The sequence below is a fragment of the Paraburkholderia sp. GAS82 genome (genome assembly GCF_050436285.1).
In the GTDB taxonomy this organism is placed as follows: Bacteria; Pseudomonadota; Gammaproteobacteria; order Burkholderiales; family Burkholderiaceae; genus Paraburkholderia; species Paraburkholderia phenazinium_B.
In genome coordinates, this window is the sequence record NZ_JBNDLX010000009.1 from 25686 (window position 1) to 44483 (window position 18798).

18 protein-coding genes are annotated in these 18798 nt (G+C 63.1%); 8 read left to right on the forward strand and 10 right to left on the reverse strand.

Features of this window, described 5'->3' with window-relative positions; genetic code table 11:
- Window position 1: 1 nt before the first annotated feature.
- Both mdcA and P3T17_RS26185 read right to left on the reverse strand, forming a co-directional pair.
- On the reverse strand, window positions 2-1681 hold the full coding sequence (mdcA, locus tag P3T17_RS26180; RefSeq protein WP_429409385.1) for a malonate decarboxylase subunit alpha: 1680 nt from the start codon (window positions 1679-1681) through the stop codon (window positions 2-4).
- A gap of 8 nt (window positions 1682-1689) precedes the next feature.
- Window positions 1690-2469: a GntR family transcriptional regulator gene (locus P3T17_RS26185; RefSeq protein WP_429409387.1), complete on the reverse strand. Its 780-nt coding sequence runs from the start codon at window positions 2467-2469 to the stop codon at window positions 1690-1692.
- 194 nt (window positions 2470-2663) lie between these two features.
- Between P3T17_RS26185 and P3T17_RS26190 the strand changes: the two genes are divergently transcribed.
- The 3 genes from P3T17_RS26190 (at window position 2664) to P3T17_RS26200 (ending at window position 4806) form a co-directional block, all read left to right on the forward strand.
- Entirely contained in the window at window positions 2664-3965 is a 1302-nt protein-coding gene (locus tag P3T17_RS26190; protein ID WP_429409389.1) for an MFS transporter, read from the forward strand.
- Between the two features lie 285 nt (window positions 3966-4250).
- Entirely contained in the window at window positions 4251-4544 is a 294-nt protein-coding gene (locus P3T17_RS26195) for a type II toxin-antitoxin system Phd/YefM family antitoxin (protein ID WP_074268235.1), read from the forward strand.
- Complete coding sequence (locus P3T17_RS26200) at window positions 4501-4806, forward strand: Txe/YoeB family addiction module toxin (RefSeq protein WP_429409390.1); 306 nt, start codon at window positions 4501-4503, stop codon at window positions 4804-4806. Before P3T17_RS26195 ends, P3T17_RS26200 begins: the two co-directional genes overlap by 44 nt.
- A gap of 37 nt (window positions 4807-4843) precedes the next feature.
- Here the strand turns inward: P3T17_RS26200 and P3T17_RS26205 are convergent, their stop codons facing one another.
- The gene (locus P3T17_RS26205) at window positions 4844-5767 is read right to left on the reverse strand and encodes a DMT family transporter (protein WP_429409391.1); all 924 of its coding nucleotides are present in this window, start codon (window positions 5765-5767) and stop codon (window positions 4844-4846) included.
- Window positions 5768-5869: 102 nt separating this feature from the next.
- Between P3T17_RS26205 and P3T17_RS26210 the strand changes: the two genes are divergently transcribed.
- Entirely contained in the window at window positions 5870-6805 is a 936-nt protein-coding gene (locus P3T17_RS26210; protein ID WP_429409392.1) for a LysR substrate-binding domain-containing protein, read from the forward strand.
- Here P3T17_RS26210 and P3T17_RS26215 read toward each other — a convergent pair.
- The 7 genes from P3T17_RS26215 to P3T17_RS26245 form a co-directional block, all read right to left on the reverse strand.
- Window positions 6790-7848: an ABC transporter ATP-binding protein gene (locus tag P3T17_RS26215; protein ID WP_429409393.1), complete on the reverse strand. Its 1059-nt coding sequence runs from the start codon at window positions 7846-7848 to the stop codon at window positions 6790-6792. The two genes, P3T17_RS26210 and P3T17_RS26215, sit on opposite strands and share 16 nt — an antisense overlap.
- Window positions 7849-7886: 38 nt before the next feature.
- Window positions 7887-9491: an ABC transporter permease gene (locus tag P3T17_RS26220; protein WP_074268240.1), complete on the reverse strand. Its 1605-nt coding sequence runs from the start codon at window positions 9489-9491 to the stop codon at window positions 7887-7889.
- Window positions 9492-10523 carry an iron ABC transporter substrate-binding protein gene (locus tag P3T17_RS26225; RefSeq protein ID WP_429409395.1) on the reverse strand — a complete coding sequence of 344 codons (1032 nt, stop codon included), beginning with the start codon at window positions 10521-10523 and terminating at the stop codon, window positions 9492-9494.
- A gap of 3 nt (window positions 10524-10526) precedes the next feature.
- Window positions 10527-10652: a hypothetical protein gene (locus tag P3T17_RS26230; RefSeq protein ID WP_429409396.1), complete on the reverse strand. Its 126-nt coding sequence runs from the start codon at window positions 10650-10652 to the stop codon at window positions 10527-10529.
- A 25-nt stretch (window positions 10653-10677) separates the two neighbouring features.
- A complete protein-coding gene (gene efeB / locus P3T17_RS26235; protein WP_429409397.1) occupies window positions 10678-11976 on the reverse strand; it encodes an iron uptake transporter deferrochelatase/peroxidase subunit in 1299 nt (432 codons plus the stop codon).
- A gap of 2 nt (window positions 11977-11978) precedes the next feature.
- Window positions 11979-13145 (reverse strand): hypothetical protein, encoded by a 1167-nt coding sequence (locus P3T17_RS26240; RefSeq protein ID WP_429409398.1) that lies wholly within the window; start codon window positions 13143-13145, stop codon window positions 11979-11981.
- A gap of 78 nt (window positions 13146-13223) precedes the next feature.
- Window positions 13224-14750, reverse strand: coding sequence for a carbohydrate porin (locus P3T17_RS26245; protein ID WP_429409400.1), 1527 nt, complete (start codon window positions 14748-14750; stop codon window positions 13224-13226).
- 437 nt (window positions 14751-15187) lie between these two features.
- Here P3T17_RS26245 and P3T17_RS26250 point away from each other — a divergent pair, with 437 nt between their 5' ends.
- The 4 genes from P3T17_RS26250 (at window position 15188) to P3T17_RS26265 (ending at window position 18789) form a co-directional block, all read left to right on the forward strand.
- Window positions 15188-16009, forward strand: a complete 822-nt coding sequence (locus tag P3T17_RS26250) for an arylamine N-acetyltransferase family protein (RefSeq protein ID WP_429409402.1) — start codon at window positions 15188-15190, stop codon at window positions 16007-16009.
- Window positions 16010-16056: 47 nt separating this feature from the next.
- On the forward strand, window positions 16057-16734 hold the full coding sequence (locus P3T17_RS26255; RefSeq protein ID WP_429409403.1) for a methyltransferase family protein: 678 nt from the start codon (window positions 16057-16059) through the stop codon (window positions 16732-16734).
- A 349-nt stretch (window positions 16735-17083) separates the two neighbouring features.
- On the forward strand, window positions 17084-17944 hold the full coding sequence (locus tag P3T17_RS26260) for a transporter substrate-binding domain-containing protein (protein ID WP_429409404.1): 861 nt from the start codon (window positions 17084-17086) through the stop codon (window positions 17942-17944).
- Window positions 17945-18066: 122 nt separating this feature from the next.
- Entirely contained in the window at window positions 18067-18789 is a 723-nt protein-coding gene (locus P3T17_RS26265; protein ID WP_074268248.1) for an ABC transporter permease, read from the forward strand.
- The last annotated feature ends 9 nt before the right edge of the window (window positions 18790-18798 follow it).

The following is an 18798-nucleotide window of genomic DNA, read 5'->3' on the forward strand; positions in this document are numbered from 1 at the left end:
ATTACCAGCTCCGGAATTGCGCCGGCGGCACATACAGACCGCCCGACCATGTCACCAGATCGTCGATGCTGCGCGCGGCCAGTAGCGAGCGCTTCGCTTCACCGCGGCGGATGCCGAGATCCTCGGGATACGCGACGATGCCGCGCCGGCGCAGCTCCGCGGTTTTTTCCGGCTTCGCGCGCAAGCCGATCGGCGTGACACCGGCTACGGCAGCAAGTGCCGCGCGCCGTTCGTCGATCCCTTCGGCCTTGTGCAAGTGGGCGATGCCTTCCTCGGTGACCACGTGGCTGACGTCGTCGCCGTAGATCATCACTGGGGCGATAGGCATGCCGCTCTTCGCGCCGACTGCAACCGCATCGAGCTCATCGACGAAGGTCGGCTCGCCGCCTTTCTTGTACGTCTCGGCAAGCTGCACGACCAGCTTCTGACCGCGGGAGACCGGCCCTTGATCCTTGAGAAGCTTGAGCCACGCTTCGCTCGAATGACGTCGTCCGCGCGGATCGTGTCCCATGTTCGGGGCGCCGCCAAAACCAGCGAGCCGCCCACGCGTAACTGTCGACGAATTCGCATCCGCGTCGATCTGCAGCGTGGAGCCGATAAACAGGTCAACGCCGTATTGCCCCGCCAACTGGCACAACACGCGGTTCGAACGCAGACTGCCGTCGCGTCCGGTGAAGAACACGTCGGGGCGTGCCTCGATGTACTGCTCCATGCCCACTTCGCTACCGAAGCAATGCACGCTTTCGACCCAGCCGGATTCGATGGCCGGAATCAAGGTGGGATGGGGATTGAGCGTCCAGTTGCGGCAAATCTTGCCCTTCAGCCCGAGTGACTCGCCATAGATGGGCAACAGCAGCTCGATGGCCGCCGTGTCGAAGCCGATGCCATGATTGAGTGCGGTCACGCCATACGCTTCGTAGATGCCGCGAATTACCATCATCGCGGTCAGCACCTGCAGGTCGCCGATGTGGCGCGGATCGCGCGTAAACAGCGGCTCAACTGCGAAGGGCCGGTCGGCCTGCACGACCACGTCGACCCACGAGCCGGGAATGTCGACGCGTGGCAATTCATCGACGATTTCGTTTACCTGAACAATCACGATGCCGTGCCGGAACGCCGCGGCTTCTGCGATGGTGGGCGTGTCTTCGGTGTTCGCCCCGGTGTAGAGATTGCCGTGACGGTCTGCTTTTTCTGCGCACAACAGCGCAACGTTCGGCGTCAGCTCCACGAACATCCGTGCGTACAGCTCGACATAGGTGTGGATCGCGCCGATTTCGAGCTGGCCGTCTTCCAGCAGTTGCGCGACGCGCAGGCTCTGCGGCCCCGCGAAGGCGAAGTCGACCTTGTGCGCGATGCCGCGCTCGAACAGCGTCAGATGCTCGGGCCGGCTGATGCTCGAAATCAGCAGATGGACGTCGCGGACCTTTTGCGGATCCACCTTCGCGAACGAGCGCGACAGAAAATCGGCCTGCTTCTGATTGTCGCCTTCGAGCGCAACGCGGTCGCCTGGGCGGATCAGTGTTTCCAGCGCATCGACGATGCGCTCGCTGCGCAACACGCCGTCTTCGAGCCACGGCGCAATGGCGGCGAGGCGGCGCGCTTTCTCGTCGCGCATGGTGGTCCAGGACCGTGCTGCCGGTGCGGCGGCGGAGCGGGGGGATGGTTGGGCTTGTGGATTCATCGGCGGATTCAGCTCCCGGAAGTTGGAGTGCGCGCGCGTCTCGCGCGCGGCTTGCGGCCGTTGGCTTGCGCGGCTTCGGCCTGCGCGCGTTCGGTCAGGAAACGGTAGAGCAACTCGCCGGTGCCGAGCAGATGCGCGGTCAACAGCGAGCGTGCAGCGGGGATGTCGGCGCGGCGCACCGCGTCGAGTATTTCCGCGTGTTCGCGATCGGACTCGTCCTTGTACAGCGGTAGTCCGAATTTGAGCCGTAAATAACGTTCGCCGCGCCGATGCAGCGTGGCAATCATTTCCTCGAGTTGCGGTCGTGCGGCCGACGCGTAGAGGCTCATATGAAACTCCTCGTTGCGGGTCACGTAAAGCGCCGGATCCATCTCTTTCTCCGCAGCGCGGCACAGCTTTTCCGACTCACGCAGCGTTGCAGCGGTGTGGTGCGGAATGGCGAGGCCGACGGCGAGACTCTCGAGCGCCGAGCGGATCTCATAGATTTCGCGGGCTTCGTCCGCCGACAGCGGCGCGACCGTCGCCCCTTTGTGGACGGTGACCTTCGCCCAGCCTTCGCCTTCCAGTTGACGCAGCGCTTCGCGCACGGGAATTGCGCTGACCGAGAAATGGCGGGCAATGGCGTCCTGCCGCAAGGGGGCGCCGGGGGCCAGCGTGCCTTCGACGATCGCCGTACGCAAAGCGTCTGCGATCACGCGTGACGTGCTGGCCCGCGGCGTGGCCGCTACGGGCAGAAAGGGGACGCGCGCAGCGCTGTCCAGGGGAAAACCATCGGTTGCATCGTTCATAAGTTCAAATATTATATATGAAATGACGCGTTTTGCACGAGGGAAATCCAGGGTCCAGGAAGCAAGCAGACTGTAGGGACCGCGTTCAGAAAGTGTCAGGGGCTGTCTGACGAAAGCCCATGTAGTTGCCGCACGCACGCTAACCCGTTGTTAAGAATAGGCAATTGGCAATCCAACCGTAGTATCGGAGGAGCATGATGAATTCAATCTCGGACCGCGCGCGTGTCGCGCGGCATCGCACGCCACTAAACCGCTCGCAGATCGCAGGGTTCTGGGGCGCATGGGCGGGCTGGACGCTGGACGGGATGGATTCGTTCATCTACGCGCTGGTTCTCACCCCCGCGCTCACCGAACTGTTGCCGCGCTCGGGCTATGCCGCGACGCCAGCCAACGTCGGGCTCGCCGGGTCGATCCTGTTTGCGCTGTTTCTGATCGGCTGGGGGCTGTCGTTTATCTGGGGGCCGCTCGCCGACCGCTTTGGCCGCACCAAGGTGCTGGCCGGTACGATCTTCACTTTTGCAATTTTTACGGGACTTTCGGCGCTCTCGCAGAACGTCTGGGAACTGGCTATCTTCCGGTTTATCGCGGGCGTGGGGATCGGCGGCGAATGGGCGCTCGCTGGCACCTATGTGGCTGAGGCGTGGCCGGAGGACCGTCGCAAGATGGGGGCGGGCTATCTGCAAACCGGTTACTACGCCGGCTTCTTTTTGGCCGCGGCGCTCAATTACACGGTCGGGGTTCACTACGGTTGGCGCGCGATGTTCCTGACCGGTGCAGTGCCGGTGGTCGTCGCAATCCTGATCTTGTTGCGTGTGAAGGAGCCGGAAAAATGGCAGAAGGCGGAGCCGCAAGCCGTGCGTAGCAGGCCATTGCGCGAGATTCTCGGTCCTGTGTACCGGCGCCGCACGTGGGTTGCCTGTGCGTTGTTGACGATTGCGATTATCGCTCTGTGGGCGGGCGCGGTGTATGAGCCGTCGGCAGTGATCCAGCTTGCGACGCGCGCAGGAATGGGTAAGCCGGATGCGATCCGCACGGCGTCGATCGCAACTGGCTTGCTGTCTATTTCGACGGTTCTCGGATGCCTTGCGTTGCCGCCGCTAGCGGAACGGATCGGGCGTAAAAAGACTCTGGCGATTTACTTCGCCGGGATGGCGGTCGCAATCGCGGGCAGCTTTGGGTGGTCGTTTTATATGCCTAACGGACTGGTGCCGTTTATCGCGTGGTTGTGTGTGCTGGGGTTCTTCGGCGGCAACTTTGCGCTGTTCAGCCTGTGGCTGCCGGAGCAGTTCGAAACGCGTGTGCGGGCCACGGCGTTTGCGTTTTGTACGTCGTTCGGACGGTTTGTCGGGGCGGGCGTGAACTTCCTGTTGGGCGCGGCGGTGCTGCATATGCATACGCTCGGTATTCCGGTCGCGCTGACCGCGGTGGCGTTTGTTATCGGGCTCTTCATCATCCCGTTTGCGCCGGAGACGAAAGGGGAAGTTTTGCCGCAGTGAGAAGCAGCGGAAAGCTGTCCTGCGCACGTCGATAGCCAATCGGCCAGGTGGTGCCTGGCCGTGATACACGGCATGCTTCTGATTGTTAGCGGGCGTGCAGCATCCTTGGCCATATGCTTGAGGTGTTGTACGGATTTCTGTACAATGAACTCCGGGTCGGGAGTTTCCGATTCGCGCTCGTCAGTGGACTTGCTCGCTTTGTCGCCGGGCTTTGTTCGCCGCAGGAAATACCGCTAACTTTTTTATCAGGAGCGGCCGGAGGCACGCCTTCGGGCCGGATAAGCCATGAACACCCTTACTTACAGCGAGGCCCGTGCTGGCTTTAAGCAAGCGATGGACGACGTCTGCCGCGACCACACGCCTATGCTGATAACCCGGCAAGGTGGCGAACATGTGGTGATGGTTTCGCTCGAGGACTTCAGTGCCATGCAGGAAACCCTGTATCTGCTGAGCTCTCCGAAGAATGCCGAACGGCTTGTACGTTCTGTCGCCCAGATCAATGCACGCAAGGGTACGCCGCGCACACTGCTAACAGATGAGCAAACAGAAAGCCCGAAACAAGGAGACCGTGAGGTCTGATAGTGTTTTTGTCTTTACGGATGAAGCTTGGGAAGACTATTTGCATTGGCAGAAGTTCGACCCCAAGGTATTGCGGAAGGTCAACGAACTGCTTGAAGAGTGCCGGCGTGCCCCTTTCAAGGGTGCGGGCAAGCCGGAGCCCCTGGTTGGCAATCTGACGGGTTTCTGGTCGCGCCGCGTGAGCCTTGCTGATCGCCTGGTCTATATGCCGCAGGACGGATTGATCTACGTCGCCGCCTGCCGTTTCCACTACGACGATTGAATGGAATCCGGGCGCCGCGCCGCCCGGTTCTTTCGTCTCAATCCGCCGAACGCCTCGCCCTTACCCCACGCCGCAAAATCGACACGAGCGGCCACCCAAGATTGACCCCAAGGCTCGCCGTCACAATCAACGCCATCCCGGCCAGCTGCAATGGCGACAGCGCCCGCCCATAAACAACCGCATCCACGACGATCGCGGTCAGCGGATAAACAAACAGCAGTACCGCGATGATCGGCGTGGTCAGCTTGGGCAGCGCGCCGTAAATCAGCACATACGACAGCCCCGTATGCAGCACGCCCATGCCGACGAGCCAGAACCATTGCTTGGGCTCGATATGGGCCACCGAATGCAGCGGCGCAATAAACGCCAGGCAAACCACACCAACCAGACACTGAGCGAGCGTCAGCAGATGCGGGCGCAACTGACCGAGACTCTTGGCGATCAGCGTCACGCTTGCATAGAGCACTGAACCGGCCAGCGCTTCGCCTACACCGATCAGATAACCGGCATGCCCTTGCAGGTTTTCGCTGGTGGCCACGCCCGAAGCCAGCACGAGTCCGACAAACGCCGTCGCGATCCAGCCGAGCCGGTCGCCGCCGAGCCGCTCGTTGAAAAGCGCCGCACCCATCAGCACGACCCAGAACGGCTGCACATGAAACACCACGGTCGCGACCGCGATGCTGGTGCGGTGAATGGCATCGAAGAACCAGACCCATTGGGTCACCATCAGCGCACCGGACAGCACGGCGAGCAACACCATGCGCAGCGTAAATTGCTGCGCCCTGAAAAATCCCTTCCACGCGCAATACCCCGCTAGCGCTAGAGATCCGAACAGGCAGCGAAAGAACACCATCGTCATTGCATCGAGACGCGCTTCCTCGACGAAGATGCCGATCGTCCCCATCAGCAAACCACCGCTGGCGAGGGTGATGGCGCCTTGTTGACGCGAGGTGAGTGACATGCAGAACGCTCCGTGACCGAGACCTTGGTCGAGTATCGGGGACTTGCGAGGCAACGACAAACGAATAAAATTGAGAAATCTGATAAGCCGGGCTTATAAATCATGAACCCTGAATTCGACGTGGATCTGTTGCGTACCTTCGTCGCCGTGGTCGAGACGGGTAGTTTCACGAAGGCCGCGGCGACCGTGCATCGTTCGCAGGCGGCGGTCAGCATGCAGATCAAAAGGCTCGAAAGCATGCTCGGCACGACGCTGTTCGCGCGTGACACCCGCAATCTGGCGCTGACACGGCCAGGCCACACGCTGCTCGAATACGCGCGGCGGGTGATCGATCTGCATGAGGAGGCGTGGTCGGCGATCGTGCGGCCCGAGGTGACTGGGCGGGTCGTGCTGGGGGCGCCAGACGATTACGTGTCGTCGTTGTTGTCGCCTGTGCTCAGGCGCTTTTCGAATCTGTACCCGCAGGTCGAGATCGAGATTGTCTGCGCGCAAAGCACGGCACTCGCGCCGATGCTGGCCGACAACAAGATCGACCTCGCATTCGTCACCCGCGATCGCAAGCTGCGCGGCGAATTTGTGCGCAGTGAGCCGATGGTGTGGGTGGGGGCGTCGGAAGATACGCCGGTGCTGGCGGCCTCACCGTTGCCGGTGGGCTTATACGAGCCGGGCTGTGTAGCCCGTACGCATACACTGGCCGCGCTCGATAAAGCGCGGATTCGTTACCGTGCCGCATACAGCAGCGCCAGTCTGCTTGGCCTCGTGGCGACCGTAGATGCCGGATTGGCCGTCATCGCGCTGACTCGCTGCAGCGTGCCGACACGTCTTGCCATCCTCGGCGACGCGCATGGCCTGCCGAAGATCGAGCCGCTGGAAATCGTGGTGGCGCGCAGCGCCAAGTCGGACCGCCCGACCTGCGACTATCTCGCGGCGCAGATGATTCAGGATTTGTCGGTGCGCACGCAGTCGCGCGCCTCGGCGGCTGTGGCATCTGTCTTGACGCGCGAGGACCGCGCTTCGGACGTTCAGGCGCGGGCGTAGGCGGTCACGTCGCCGTCGATGGCGAGCCTCACGCGCTCGCCCGGTTGCGGTGTCCGGTAGCCCGGCACGCGGGCGCGCACCACCGTCCGCGCCGCCGACTGCAACTGCAGCGCAACGCCGGCATCCTGTCCCTGGAAGGTCACGTCCTGCACGATGGCATCGAACGAAGCGGTCCCATCCGGCGTGCTTTCGTTCGCGCGCCACAGACGGATCTGTTCGGGGCGAACCATTACGTCGACCGCGCCGTCCCGTGCCGGCGCCGACAGCGTCAGCTCGCCCAGTTCGCAGGTCACGCGATCACGAGCGGCAACCCCCTGCAGCAACACCGCCTCGCCGATAAACGAGGCGAGTTCGCGCGTCACCGGACGACGGTAGATCATCTCCGGCGTATCGGTCTGGATCAGCTTGCCTTGCCACAGCACCGCGACTTCGTGGCCCAACGAGAGCGCCTCGGATTGATCGTGCGTCACCAGCACCGCAGTGGCGCCGGCCGCTGCCAGTGCGCTGGCCACCGCCTGGCGCGTTTCGAGGCGCAGGGCGGCATCGAGCGAGGAGAACGGTTCATCGAGCATCACAAGCGTCGGCGATGGCGCCAGCGCGCGCGCCAACGCGACCCGTTGCTGCTGACCACCGGAAAGCTGCTGCGGCGCGCGGTCGGCAAACGCCGCCGGCAGGCCCACGAGCTCGAGCAGTTCGGAGACGCGATGCCGGACGCGCCGTTGCGTGCGCGGCAGACCGAAGACGATATTGTCCGCCACCGACAGATGCGGAAACAGCGCGCCTTCCTGCGGCACATAGCCGATGCGGCGCTGTTCCGACGGCACATGCAACGCATCGCCGACAACCCGCCGGCCGTCGATTTCCACGCTACCGCGGTCCGCACGTTCGAAGCCGCACAACACGCGCAGCAGGGTAGTTTTGCCGCTGCCGGACGGACCGAGCAGGGCGAGCAGCGTGCCGCGCTCGACGGACAGATCGATGCCGTGCAGCACCGGGTTGCCGTCGAACGATTTTTGCAGGCCGCAGATACGAAGGTCGCTCATGAAAATCCGATGGGGATAGCGGTAGATTCCACGCAGTCTTAGCTGCGTTCGCCAAGCAGCGCAGAGCGGCCGAGCAGCGCAAACAGCAGGCCCGAGGCGCACAGCGAAATGCCTGTGAGCAGCGCCGCATAGGGCGCAGCAGCGGCGAAGGCCATGGTCGATGTGTCGGACCAGACCTGGGTGGCGAGCGTCTGGGTGCCGATGGGGGAGAGTAGCAGTGTGGCGTTGAGTTCGGTGACCACCGAGATGAACACCATCGAAGCCGCTGCACCCAGACCTGGCCCAGCCAGCGGCAATAGCACGCGCACCAGAGTTTGTCCCCAACCGAGACCGAGCGCACGCGCCGTCTCTTCGAGCCGCGGCTGCGCCTGCATCAGCGCAGCGCGCACACTCACCAGCGCGAGCGGCAGGAACAGAATGGCATAGGTGATGATCAGCAGCGTGGTGCTTTGATACAGCGGCTGCAACGCGTGCACGGCGAGTGAGACGACTGCCAGCGCAATCACGAGACCGGGAATGCCCTGCGCCAGAAACACGGTGCGTTCGAACAGCGTGGCGAGGCGTCCCGGATAGCGCACCAGCAGGAACGCCAGCGGCACGATCAGCAGGGTGGTGAGGACGGCCGCACCGAGGCCGAAGCCGAGCGACGAAAGCGTCGAGTCGAGCAGCAATTCGGGCGAGACGTCAGCCGGCGTGACAGCGGCGGCGCCGGGCTGCGTGAGCCAGTAGCCGATCATGCCGAGCGGCACGCCGAGCGTGGCGACGGTCAGCGCGGTAAAGCCTGCGACTACCAGCCAGCGCCAGAAGCCGAGGTCATAGCGCAGCACCGCGCGGCGCGTGCCGCGGTCGACGCGTTCGTATCGCGCGGCCCCGCGCACGCGGAATTCGAAGGCCAGCACAACGAGACACATCACGATCAGCAGACAGGCCAGCAGCGATGCGCCGGGGCCGTCGAAACTCGTGCGATATTCGGCGTAGATCTCGGTTGTGAAGGTGCGAAAACGCAGCAGCGTGAACGCGCCGAATTCGGACATCACACCGAGCGCGACCAGCAGCATGCCGCCGAGCAGAGCAGGGCGCAGTTGCGGCAGGATCACGCGAAAGAAAGTGTTCCAGCGGCCGCAGCCGAGGGAGCGGGCGCTTTCTTCGAGAGCCGGGTCCATGCTGCGCAAGGCAGCTGCGACCGGCAGATAGACCAGCGGGAAATACGCGGACGTAATGACCAGCAACGCGCCGTTGAAGTCCTGCAGATCGAGACTGAACGATACCCACGCATAGCTCGTGATGAACGGCGGCATCGCGAGCGGCGCGGCCATCGCCACGGCCCAGAAACGGCGGCCGGGCAGGCGGGTGCGTTCGATAAACCAGGCCGCAGCTGTACCGATCACAGCGCAGGCCAAAGTGGCCGACACCGTGATCATCAACGTATTCACAAGCAGCTCGCCGACGAGCGGCCGGAACACCAGTTCGGCCGCCTCGGCGAAGCCAAAACTTGCCGCCCGCCACACGGTGAACGCGAGCGGCAACAACACCAGCAGAGCACTGACCGCGGCAGCAGCAAACAGACCACCAGGCGCGCGCTTGCGCGCACGCGCCGGTTCAGGGACAACAGCCGGCGCTGCGGCTGACACGGCGTCGCTCATTTACAGCAGTCCGGCCTGGCGCAGCAGCTTGCCAGCCTGGCTATCGTCGCCGAGTTGCTGCACGGTCAGCGTCGGCGGGCTCAGTTCGTTGAACGGCTTGAGGATCGGGTCCGGAGCCACGCCGTTATGCAACGGGTACTCGAAGTCGACATGGCCCTTCGCCATCAGATCCTGAGCGCGTTCGCTGACCAGATAGGCCAGGAACTTCTGCGCGCCTTCCGCGTTGTGCGCCGACTTCAGCACTGCTGCGCCCGAGACGTTGACGAGTGCACCGGCGTCGCCGTTCGTGAAGTGATAAAGCGCGCTACGGGTGGACTTGTCGCCGATTTCGGCATGCAGACGCGCCCAGTAGTAGTTGTTGATGAGGCCGGTTGCAACCGCACCGCGATTCACCGCCGCCACCACGCCTTCGTCGTCGTCGAAGATCTGCGAGTTGGCCTTCAGGCCCTTCAGCCAGTCGAGCGTCTGCGCTTCGCCCTTCAGCGCGATCACGGCGCTCACGAGCGGCAGGAAGTCTCCGTCGCTCGGGGCAATGCCGACCTTGCCTTTCCATTCCGGTTTGGCCAGATCGAACAGCGATTGCGGCAACTGGCTCGGCTGAACCTTGTTCGTGTTGTAAGCCAGCACGTTTTCGCGTGCGGTCACGCCAACCCAAACGCCGGTTGGCGAATCGAAGCGTGCCGGCACGGCCGCGAGGGTCGACGCATCGACCTTGCCGAGCAGCCCCTTTTCCTCGAGCAGCATCAGTTCGGGCGAGTTTTCCGTGAAGTACACGTCAGCCGGCGACGCCGCGCCTTCTGCGACGAGCTGGGCAGCCAGTGCCGGGCCTTCGCCGGTGCGGATCTTGACGGAGATGCCGGATTGATTCTGGAAGTCCTTCGCGAGCGCGTTGACCACCTGTTCGTGCTGCGCGCTATAGAGCGTGATCGATTCAGCGTGGGCGGCGAGCGGCGCTGCGCCCAACGTCGCCAACAGAAGCGCCGCCGCGCCGCTGATTGCGCGGACACGGTTGCCAAGCCAGGAATGAGTCATGATTCAGAATTCCTTTTGTGATGGTATTTGATCTTTGTTCATACGCGGCGCGCCGCGGGCGACACCGTTGCGGGTGCCGGTCGCGGCGCGAGTGGTGCGGTCTCGCGCATCCAGCCAAATCTGCTTCATGAGAGCCGCGTGTGGCTTTCACTGCTTACGTTTCGAACAGCCCCGCGCCGATATACGAACCGGGCTTCGCCCCCGGCGGACAGGCAAACACCGCGCTGCCGACGTGCGTCGTGAACTGGTTCATCATGTCGAACTTCGAGAGCTTCTCGTTGATCGGGATGAAGCCGGTACGTGGATCGCCCTGGTACGCGATAAAAATCAGGCCTGCGTCGTACTCGGTTTCCTGGCGCCATGGCGGCCAGCGCTCGATGTAGAAATTCGAGCCGTCGTTGTACGAATACGAGCGGCGCAGAATCTGCGCGCCGTTGTTGGTGGCCTGGTTCGACAGGCGGACGTGCGAGTTTTCCGGGATGACCGGATTGCCGTCCTTGTCCTGAGCGTCGAGATCGAGCGGCTCGAATTCGTTCTTCTTGCCGATCGGCGCACCGCTGTACTTGTGACGGCCGAACACCTGCTCCTGGAAATCCTCTTCCGTCATGTCCCAGTGTTCGAGCGTGATGCGGATACGACGCACGACGCTATACGAGCCGCCTTGCATCCATGCGGCGTCCTTGCCGTCAGCCCAGACAAACTGATTCATCAGTTCAGGCTTCTTGATGGACGGGTTGTTGGTGCCGTCCTTGAAGCCCATCAGGTTGCGCGGCGTCTGGCCGCGCGGACCCGATACGAAGCCGGCCTGGCCCCAGCGCATCGTCGCCGCGCCGTAGCACTGGCGCACCAGTTGGCGCACCGCGTGGAAGGCCACTTGCGCGTCGTTCGCACAGGCCTGAATGAACAGGTCGCCGCCGGTCTTTTCCGGAATCAGCTGGTCGCCGTTGAAGCGAGGCAGATCGACGAGCGCAGCAGGGCGGCGATCGGCGATGCCGTAGCGGTCCTTGCCGCCCGAGGTGAAGAGTCCAGGGCCAAAGCCGAAGGTCACCGTGAGGCCGGCCGCACCGAGGCCGAGCACGTCGCCGGAATCCGGCGCGGCCTTGCCGTCGGGGCCGGGCAGCGCGCCCGCGGGTTGCCCTTGGGTCATGCGCGCGGCCGAGTCGGTCCACGTGCGCAGCAGGGCAATCACATCTTCGCGCTTGGTCGTGGTGAGATCGAGCGCTGCGACGTAGATATGCGCCTGCTGCGGCGTGACGATGCCGCTCTGATGCTCGCCGAAGAACGGTTCGACCGCGAGGTACGGATCGGCGGCGTGCGGCGCTTGCGACTTGTTGAGCGCGGCGTGGGCGACGCCGGTCGCACCCAGGCTTGCGCCTGCGGCGACCGCCGCCCCCCCCGCTTTCAGAAAACCGCGCCGGGCAGGCCGCTTGGGGGGATGGGTATCGTTTGCCATGATTACTTCGCCAGTACCAAAGTGTTCACGTCGTCTTGCACGTAGTAAAAGCCATCGCCGGCCGGCGTCATGACGATGCCGAACAGGTCGCCGTTACCCGGGGGCGATTGCGCCTTGTCGGTATCGATCCAGCGTGCGTAGATCTGCTTGCCGGTGGCCGGGTCGATTTCGACGACCTGGCCGTTCAGCGCGTTCGTCACCAGCAGATGGTTGTTGGGCGCCACGACCATCGCGAGCGGGCGGTGCAGCAGTCCGTCGGCGGTCAGCTGCCGCCCGACGCCGGCGCTGGTGTCGCGCGTCATCGGATCTTCGATTACGTTGACACGATTGCCGATAGCGTCCGAGACGTACAGCAGCTTCTGGTCGGGCGAGAGCGCGAGGCCCGTCGGTCCGATCAGGAACACGCCCTTGTCGGCCTGCGCGCCGAAGCCGCTGCCGACCACCGTTTCGCTTTTCACGACCGGCGGCTTGCCTTCGGGAATATCGAGCTCAAGACGCAGTACCGTCGCCTGCTTGAACACCGGCGGTTCGCCGTCCGGGCCGACCGCGGTTGCAGCACCCACGCCGAAGCCCGCGTTACTCACGAACAGGGTGGCGCTGTTGCCGTTGTCGACAACCGCCATGTTGCCCCAAGGGTCGTTGATATTCGGGCTGGAGATCGTCGAGGCGATCTTGCCTTGCGGATCCAGCACGATCAGGCAGCCGGCGCCCTTGGTGCCGGTGGTGCCGTCATTGCTCGGCGTGCTGCCGACGATCACCCAGCCCGACTTCAGCATGGTCATCGCCGTCGACAGACCGACGCCGCCCGGGCATTCCTTCAGGTCGCGCGGAATCACCGCGAACAGCGACATCTGCCTCGTGTCCGGGTGGTAATCGACGATCGTGCTGCCGGTGCCCTGCAGGTTGGTCGAGTTGTTGAAATTGTCGACGAGCACGTCGTCTTTTTTCACCGTGCCGGCCGTAACCGGCGCGACCACGATCGCGTACGGATTCTGGTCGCCGTTGTCGGGCACCGTGTTGATGAGCGTGGTGTGCTTGTGGACCGTCTCGAGGAATCCTTGCGGATCGGCGTACGCGGTGCCGGCCGCGACCAGCGCAACGGCGCTCGCCGCTGCTGCCATCAGTGCCCGCGTAGCGCGTGGCAAATACTTGCGCCTGGGGTAGTTCATGCTTGAGCCTCCGTGCCTGCGCACAAAGCGTTGAATGCGGTCATGATCGAAAGCATAGTGTCTGGGTTATGAAAGCGGTCAGAACGTGATGTTGGTGCGCACGCCGACGACCAGCGTGTTACGCAGCGGCTGGGTCGGATCCACCGGATTCTGGCCGGCGCCGGCGTTGAACGTGTATTGCGCGTCAGCCTGGATCTGCCACCACGGATTGACCTGATACTGATAGGTCGCCTCCAGCGTGGTTTCCTGGGTGCGCACGCCGTACGGGCCGCCGCTGAACAGGCGGTTTTGCAGGTCGAGATTTTCAACGCTGTTGCTGACCTTGATGTACGTCAGCGCGAGGCCCACCGTGTCGTTGTCGCGGCCGGGAAGCGGATCCTTCATTACCACGCCGAGGTTGGCCGCGAAGCTAACGAGGTTGCGGTCGCCCGGCGCGCCCATCACGCGTGCAAACACATTGATGGCGCGTGGCTCGTCCGGATCGGGACGCCAGACCATCTGGTCGGCCACGGCATAGAAGCTGTAGTCGCCGCGATGCTGCGCGGCAATCCCCGTCGAGTTCGGGTTAGCCAGCGACAAGCCGGTGGTGTCGTAATACTCGTCGGCGAAGCTTTCGGTGTTGTACCAGAAGCCGATCTTGTAGCTGCCGGGCAGGCCGCTGTGACCGGCGCTGACCATTTCTCCATCGCCCGGCTGGTTCAGCGCGTACTGCAGTTCGCCGATATAGAGTGCGCCGTTGTGCAGGTTGAAATTCGTGCCGCTGATGTTGTTCGGATTGTTGCCGAGCGGATCGGCGTCGAACACGCCCGCGAGTGCGGTCACCGCCGGCGAGAGCTGGCCACGCACGCGCACGCCGAGATCCGAAAGCGGATACGCCGGACCGCCCGAGGGCAAGTCGTACGACGGCAGGGCAGGCCAGCCGAACATCGTGTTGACGAACAGGCCCGCGCTCTGGCTGCCGATGAATTCCTGGTCGAGACTCTGCTGCCCGACCTTGACGTCCATCTTGTTGTTCAGGAAGGACTGCTGGTACCACAGCTCCCACAGACGCGTCGTATCCTGGGCTTCGATCCCGCTCGCGGTGTTCAGCGTGCCGAGATTGTCCGCGCTCAGGTTCTGACCGTGGATGTTCAGTGCGCTGACGTTGAAAAGGCCGCCCTGCAGACCAAATGCCTTCTTCGTATCGACCTGGACCGTGGCCGTGGTCAGGCCGTCATAGGTGCCGCCGGTGTTCAGGCCGCCGCGCGCGTTGTAGAGGTATTCGCTGGTCTCGGTGAGGGCGAACGTGATGCCGTACTTGCCGAGCCAGGGACGCAGGCCGCCAATGTCGCCGAGCAGGTTGCCCCGGTTCCACACGCCGGTCCATTGGCTCGTGGGCTTTGCCTGAATGCTCAGGTCGGCCTCGGGCGCGTCGTTCGGCGTGGCGTCGGGGTTGGTCTCGGCCATCGCGGTGGCGGCCGTCAAAGAGGCCCATGCGAATGCCGTGTAAAGTGCCATGCGACGCATCGAGGGCAAACCTGGCGAGCGTGCGGCGCGACCGCGCGGTGAGGCATTCCTGAACGAACGTGCGCTTGACGCGAGTCCGGTGGGCTGGGCGAACTTCATCGAAATCCTTATTGTGTTGTATCGACTGTTCCGGCTATTTGCAGCGAGTGTCGATAGCCGGACTTTCCGCGCATTGCCGCTGCGGGTCGCGACGCCTCAGACAGCAATGCCGAGATCGTACGCATGCGGAATAGGTGCGTCAATACAAATGAGAACGATTCGCAACAATATTACTGAGGTGTAATTCGAATTTTTACGGTTGCCGGAATTTATTTGAGGCTTTGTTATTTATAAGTAAATTATATGTAATTATTTTGTATGCTATTTGGGGCCTTTGATTTCGATCTACGTTCGTTGTGCATACCGCTTGTCAGCGGCTTGTCGCATGCGTCGCTCAACCTGTCACAACTGTCCGGCGGCGCCGTTCGCGTCGAGCCGTAAACGTTCGCGTCCCGCAGGCCGCTTCAGTCGTTCCAACCGTTCCAGGATTCACTTTCATGTCAAACGTGCTCGACCTCGATCTGTATTTCGCCCGTATTGGCTATCAGGGCCCGCGTGCTCCCACGCTCGCGGTGCTGAGCGAACTGCACCGCCTGCATCCGCTTGCGATCCCATTCGAAAATCTCGACTCGTTTAGCGGCCGGACGGTCGCGCTCGAACTGCCGGTGATCGTCAGCAAGCTGCTCGAGCGCCGGCGTGGCGGATATTGCTTCGAGCAGAACAAGCTGTTCGCCCATGTGCTGATGCAACTGGGCTTTCGCGTGACGCCGCTGATTGCGCGCGTATTGTGGGGCTGCGAGCCGGGTGCGGTCACGGCTCGCACGCACATGCTGACGCGCGTGGATATCGACGACACGGCATGGCTCGCCGACGTCGGTTTCGGCAGCATGACGCTGACCGCGCCGTTGCGTCTCGAGGCGGGCATGCCGCAAGGCACGCAACTGGAAACGTTCCGGCTCGCCGATGCGTCGCACGGTGCGCTTGACCTCGAAGTGCAGTTGGGCGATATCTGGGCGAAGACGTACCGCTTCGATCTGCAGCGCGCCGAGTGGATCGACTATGAGGTGGCGAACTGGTACACGTCGGCGTGGCCGCAGTCGAGGTTCGTCAATCATCTGATTGCCTGCCGGGTCTTGCCGCAGGGCCGCCTTGCGCTGTTCGACCGGCGTCTGACCGAACGCGGTGCGAATGGCGAAGTCGTCAGCGAGCAGGTGCTCGAGTCCGCCGCGGAGCTTGCGGCGTGCCTCGTCGAGCGGTTCGGCTTTATGTCTGGCGAGATCGACGCGCCGCGTCTTTTCGAGCGGGTGCGGGAGCAATAGCGCGACACCGGCGCGTCTTTGCAGGATCAATCCTGGAGCCTGATGCGATGATCATGCGACTGCTGGTTCAAATGGTGGCTTCGTCCGTCGTGATGGCGGGGCTGCTGTTCGGCGCGGCGGGCACGTTGCATTGGGCCGGCGCGTGGTGGTTTCTGCTCGAATGGGCGGTGCTCGGGACGTGGATCGGCCTGTGGCTCGCCCGGCACGATCCGGCGTTGCTGGCCGAGCGGCTCAAGCCGATCGTGCAGCGGCAACAGAGCCGCTGGGACCGCGTTTTCATGGCGTTCACCGGCGCGATCTGGATCGGCTGGATGATCCTGATTGGCCTCGACGCCGGGCGTTTTCACTGGTCGGCTGTGCCGGGCTGGCTGAGCGTGATCGGCGCGCTCGGGATATTTCTCTGCCTCTACGGCTGCCGTTATGTATTCCGCGCCAACAGCTTCGCCGCGCCTGTCGTCAAGATTCAGTCCGATTGCGGCCACACGGTCAGCGATACCGGCCCCTATGCCTACGTCCGGCATCCGATGTACGCGGCGGCGCTGCTGTTCCTCGCTGGTACACCGCTGCTGCTCGGGTCGTGGTGGGGGCTCCTGTGCGTGCCGCTGCTGATTGTCGGTATCGGTTATCGCGCCGTGCGGGAGGAGCGCATGCTCGCCGAGCAACTCGAAGGCTATGCCGACTACGCGGCGCGCGTGCGCTATCGGTTCGTGCCGTATATCTGGTAGCCGGCGCCCAGTTCACATCTTCGGTCTCACATCTCCCGGTCAGATCTCCTGCTCGGGTCACGTCGGCGCATCCGTGCACCAGCACGGCACATCTTGCGCCATCAGGTGAACCTGTCTAGACAAAATGCACCGCGACGGCGCGTCTGACGGGTACTTTTCAACTCCTTCAGGCTTTTAAATATTCGCCTTTAGCCTTGTTTTATAGGGCTTACCCGAAGGTTTGAGAAAAATTTCATGATTCTGCTTGCGACGATTTTTTTACTCATGCAGACTTGTCTAGTCAATTCAGCCGAGTGAATGGATCACTCGGCTAGCTGGATGGTGTTCCCTCAATCAAAGGAGTTTCGACGTGAAGGTAAAGCGCACTACGTTGGCTAAAGCATTGATTGGCGCCGTCCTCGGCGCAGCGACCATTCTCGCGGCGCCCGTGCAGGCGAAAGACTGGAAATCGGTGACCATCGCCCTGGAAGGCAGCTATGCGCCGTGGAATCTGACGCTCCCCGGCGGCAAGCTGGGCGGCTTCGAGCCCGAACTGGTGGCGAACCTGTGCGCGCGCATCGAGTTGCAATGCAACCTGGTCGCCCAGGACTGGGACGGCATGATTCCGGGTCTGCAGGCAGGCAAGTTCGATGTGTTGATGGACGCCATCTCGATCACGCCGGAACGCGAAAAGATCATCGCCTTCTCGCGCCCTTATGCAGCCACGCCGGCCACCTTCGCCGTGACCGATACCAAGCTGTTGCCGAAGTCCGGGCCGACCAGCGCCGTGCTCAAACTGACGGGCGACCCGAAAACCGACCAGCCGACCGTCGACGCGTTGCGTAAGGAGTTGAAGGGCAAGACCATCGGTATCCAGTCCGGCACGGTCTACACCAAGTTCATCAACGACGGCTTCAAGGACGTGGCCACGATCCGCGTCTACAAGACCTCGCCGGAGCGCGACCTCGATCTGGCAAACGGTCGTATCGACGCCTCGTTCGACGACGTGACCTACTACGCCGGCAACGTCGACAAGAAAGAGACTGCGTCGATCGTGATGGCCGGACCGAAGATCGGCGGCCCGATCTGGGGTCCGGGCGAAGGCCTCGCGTTCCGCAAGCAGGACGCCGACCTGAGGGCGAAGTTCGACACTGCAATCGCCGCGGCACTCGCTGACGGCACCGTGAAGAAGCTCTCCATGAAGTGGTTCAAGACCGACGTCACGCCTTGAGCGGCGAGCGCGCGAGCGCGGCGACGCCGCCTCGCGACGAAGCCGTGACCGCGTGCCTGCACGTGCGGTGAAGTTGGCACGTGCAGCATGACTGATACAACGGATAGGACGAGGAGTAGGGTATGACTCTGATCGGGATGCTCGGCTTCGGGCCGGATGGCTGGGGCGGCGTCGTGCTGCTGGCAGCCTTGATGACCGTCGCGCTGACGCTCGCGGCGCTCGCTGTCGGCGCGGTGTTTGGCGCACTGGTGGCGGCGGCCAAGCTGTCGCGTTTTCGCAGCTTGCGCATCGTCGGCGATTTCTACACGACGGTGTTTCGCGGCGTACCCGAACTGCTCGTGATCTATCTGTTCTATTTCGGCGGTTCGACGCTGGTGACGACCATCGGTCAGTGGTTCGGCGCCGACGGCTTTGTCGGCGTACCGCCATTCGTCATCGGCGCGCTCGCGGTGGGGATGATTTCCGGTGCGTATCAGGCCGAGGTTTACCGCGCGGCCGTGCTGGCGGTCTCCCGCGGCGAGCTTGAGGCGGCCCGTTCGATCGGCATGTCCACGCTGACGATGGCCCGTCGCATTCTGATTCCGCAGGTGTTGCGCTTCGCATTGCCAGGCATCGGCAATGTATGGCAACTGAGCTTGAAGGATTCCGCGCTGATCTCGGTCACCGGCCTTGCCGAACTGCTGCGCGCGAGCCAGATAGCGGCAGGCTCGACCCATCAGTATTTCACCTTCTTCGTCGTGGGCGGCGGCTTGTATCTGCTGATGACGAGCATCTCCAACCGGATCTTCAATCACGCGGAAGCGCGTGTGGGCCGGTCTTTCCGCCGCAATTTCGCGCGCAACTGACGAGGCCGG

What these genes read in the sequence shown, in the direction of transcription:
- P3T17_RS26215 (WP_429409393.1), bottom strand. Translation starts at nt 7,848, where the DNA reads ATGAGCGACCTTCGTATCTGCGGCCTGCAAAAATCGTTCGACGGCAAC.
- P3T17_RS26255 (WP_429409403.1), top strand. Translation starts at nt 16,057, where the DNA reads ATGATCATGCGACTGCTGGTTCAAATGGTGGCTTCGTCCGTCGTGATG.
- P3T17_RS26210 (WP_429409392.1), top strand. Translation starts at nt 5,870, where the DNA reads ATGAACCCTGAATTCGACGTGGATCTGTTGCGTACCTTCGTCGCCGTG.
- P3T17_RS26200 (WP_429409390.1), top strand. Translation starts at nt 4,501, where the DNA reads ATGAGCAAACAGAAAGCCCGAAACAAGGAGACCGTGAGGTCTGATAGT.
- P3T17_RS26250 (WP_429409402.1), top strand. Translation starts at nt 15,188, where the DNA reads ATGTCAAACGTGCTCGACCTCGATCTGTATTTCGCCCGTATTGGCTAT.
- P3T17_RS26195 (WP_074268235.1), top strand. Translation starts at nt 4,251, where the DNA reads ATGAACACCCTTACTTACAGCGAGGCCCGTGCTGGCTTTAAGCAAGCG.
- P3T17_RS26265 (WP_074268248.1), top strand. Translation starts at nt 18,067, where the DNA reads ATGACTCTGATCGGGATGCTCGGCTTCGGGCCGGATGGCTGGGGCGGC.
- efeB (WP_429409397.1), bottom strand. Translation starts at nt 11,976, where the DNA reads ATGGCAAACGATACCCATCCCCCCAAGCGGCCTGCCCGGCGCGGTTTT.
- P3T17_RS26230 (WP_429409396.1), bottom strand. Translation starts at nt 10,652, where the DNA reads ATGAAGCAGATTTGGCTGGATGCGCGAGACCGCACCACTCGCGCCGCG.
- P3T17_RS26190 (WP_429409389.1), top strand. Translation starts at nt 2,664, where the DNA reads ATGATGAATTCAATCTCGGACCGCGCGCGTGTCGCGCGGCATCGCACG.
- P3T17_RS26225 (WP_429409395.1), bottom strand. Translation starts at nt 10,523, where the DNA reads ATGACTCATTCCTGGCTTGGCAACCGTGTCCGCGCAATCAGCGGCGCG.
- mdcA (WP_429409385.1), bottom strand. Translation starts at nt 1,681, where the DNA reads ATGAATCCACAAGCCCAACCATCCCCCCGCTCCGCCGCCGCACCGGCA.
- P3T17_RS26245 (WP_429409400.1), bottom strand. Translation starts at nt 14,750, where the DNA reads ATGAAGTTCGCCCAGCCCACCGGACTCGCGTCAAGCGCACGTTCGTTC.
- P3T17_RS26220 (WP_074268240.1), bottom strand. Translation starts at nt 9,491, where the DNA reads ATGAGCGACGCCGTGTCAGCCGCAGCGCCGGCTGTTGTCCCTGAACCG.
- P3T17_RS26240 (WP_429409398.1), bottom strand. Translation starts at nt 13,145, where the DNA reads ATGAACTACCCCAGGCGCAAGTATTTGCCACGCGCTACGCGGGCACTG.
- P3T17_RS26185 (WP_429409387.1), bottom strand. Translation starts at nt 2,469, where the DNA reads ATGAACGATGCAACCGATGGTTTTCCCCTGGACAGCGCTGCGCGCGTC.
- P3T17_RS26205 (WP_429409391.1), bottom strand. Translation starts at nt 5,767, where the DNA reads ATGTCACTCACCTCGCGTCAACAAGGCGCCATCACCCTCGCCAGCGGT.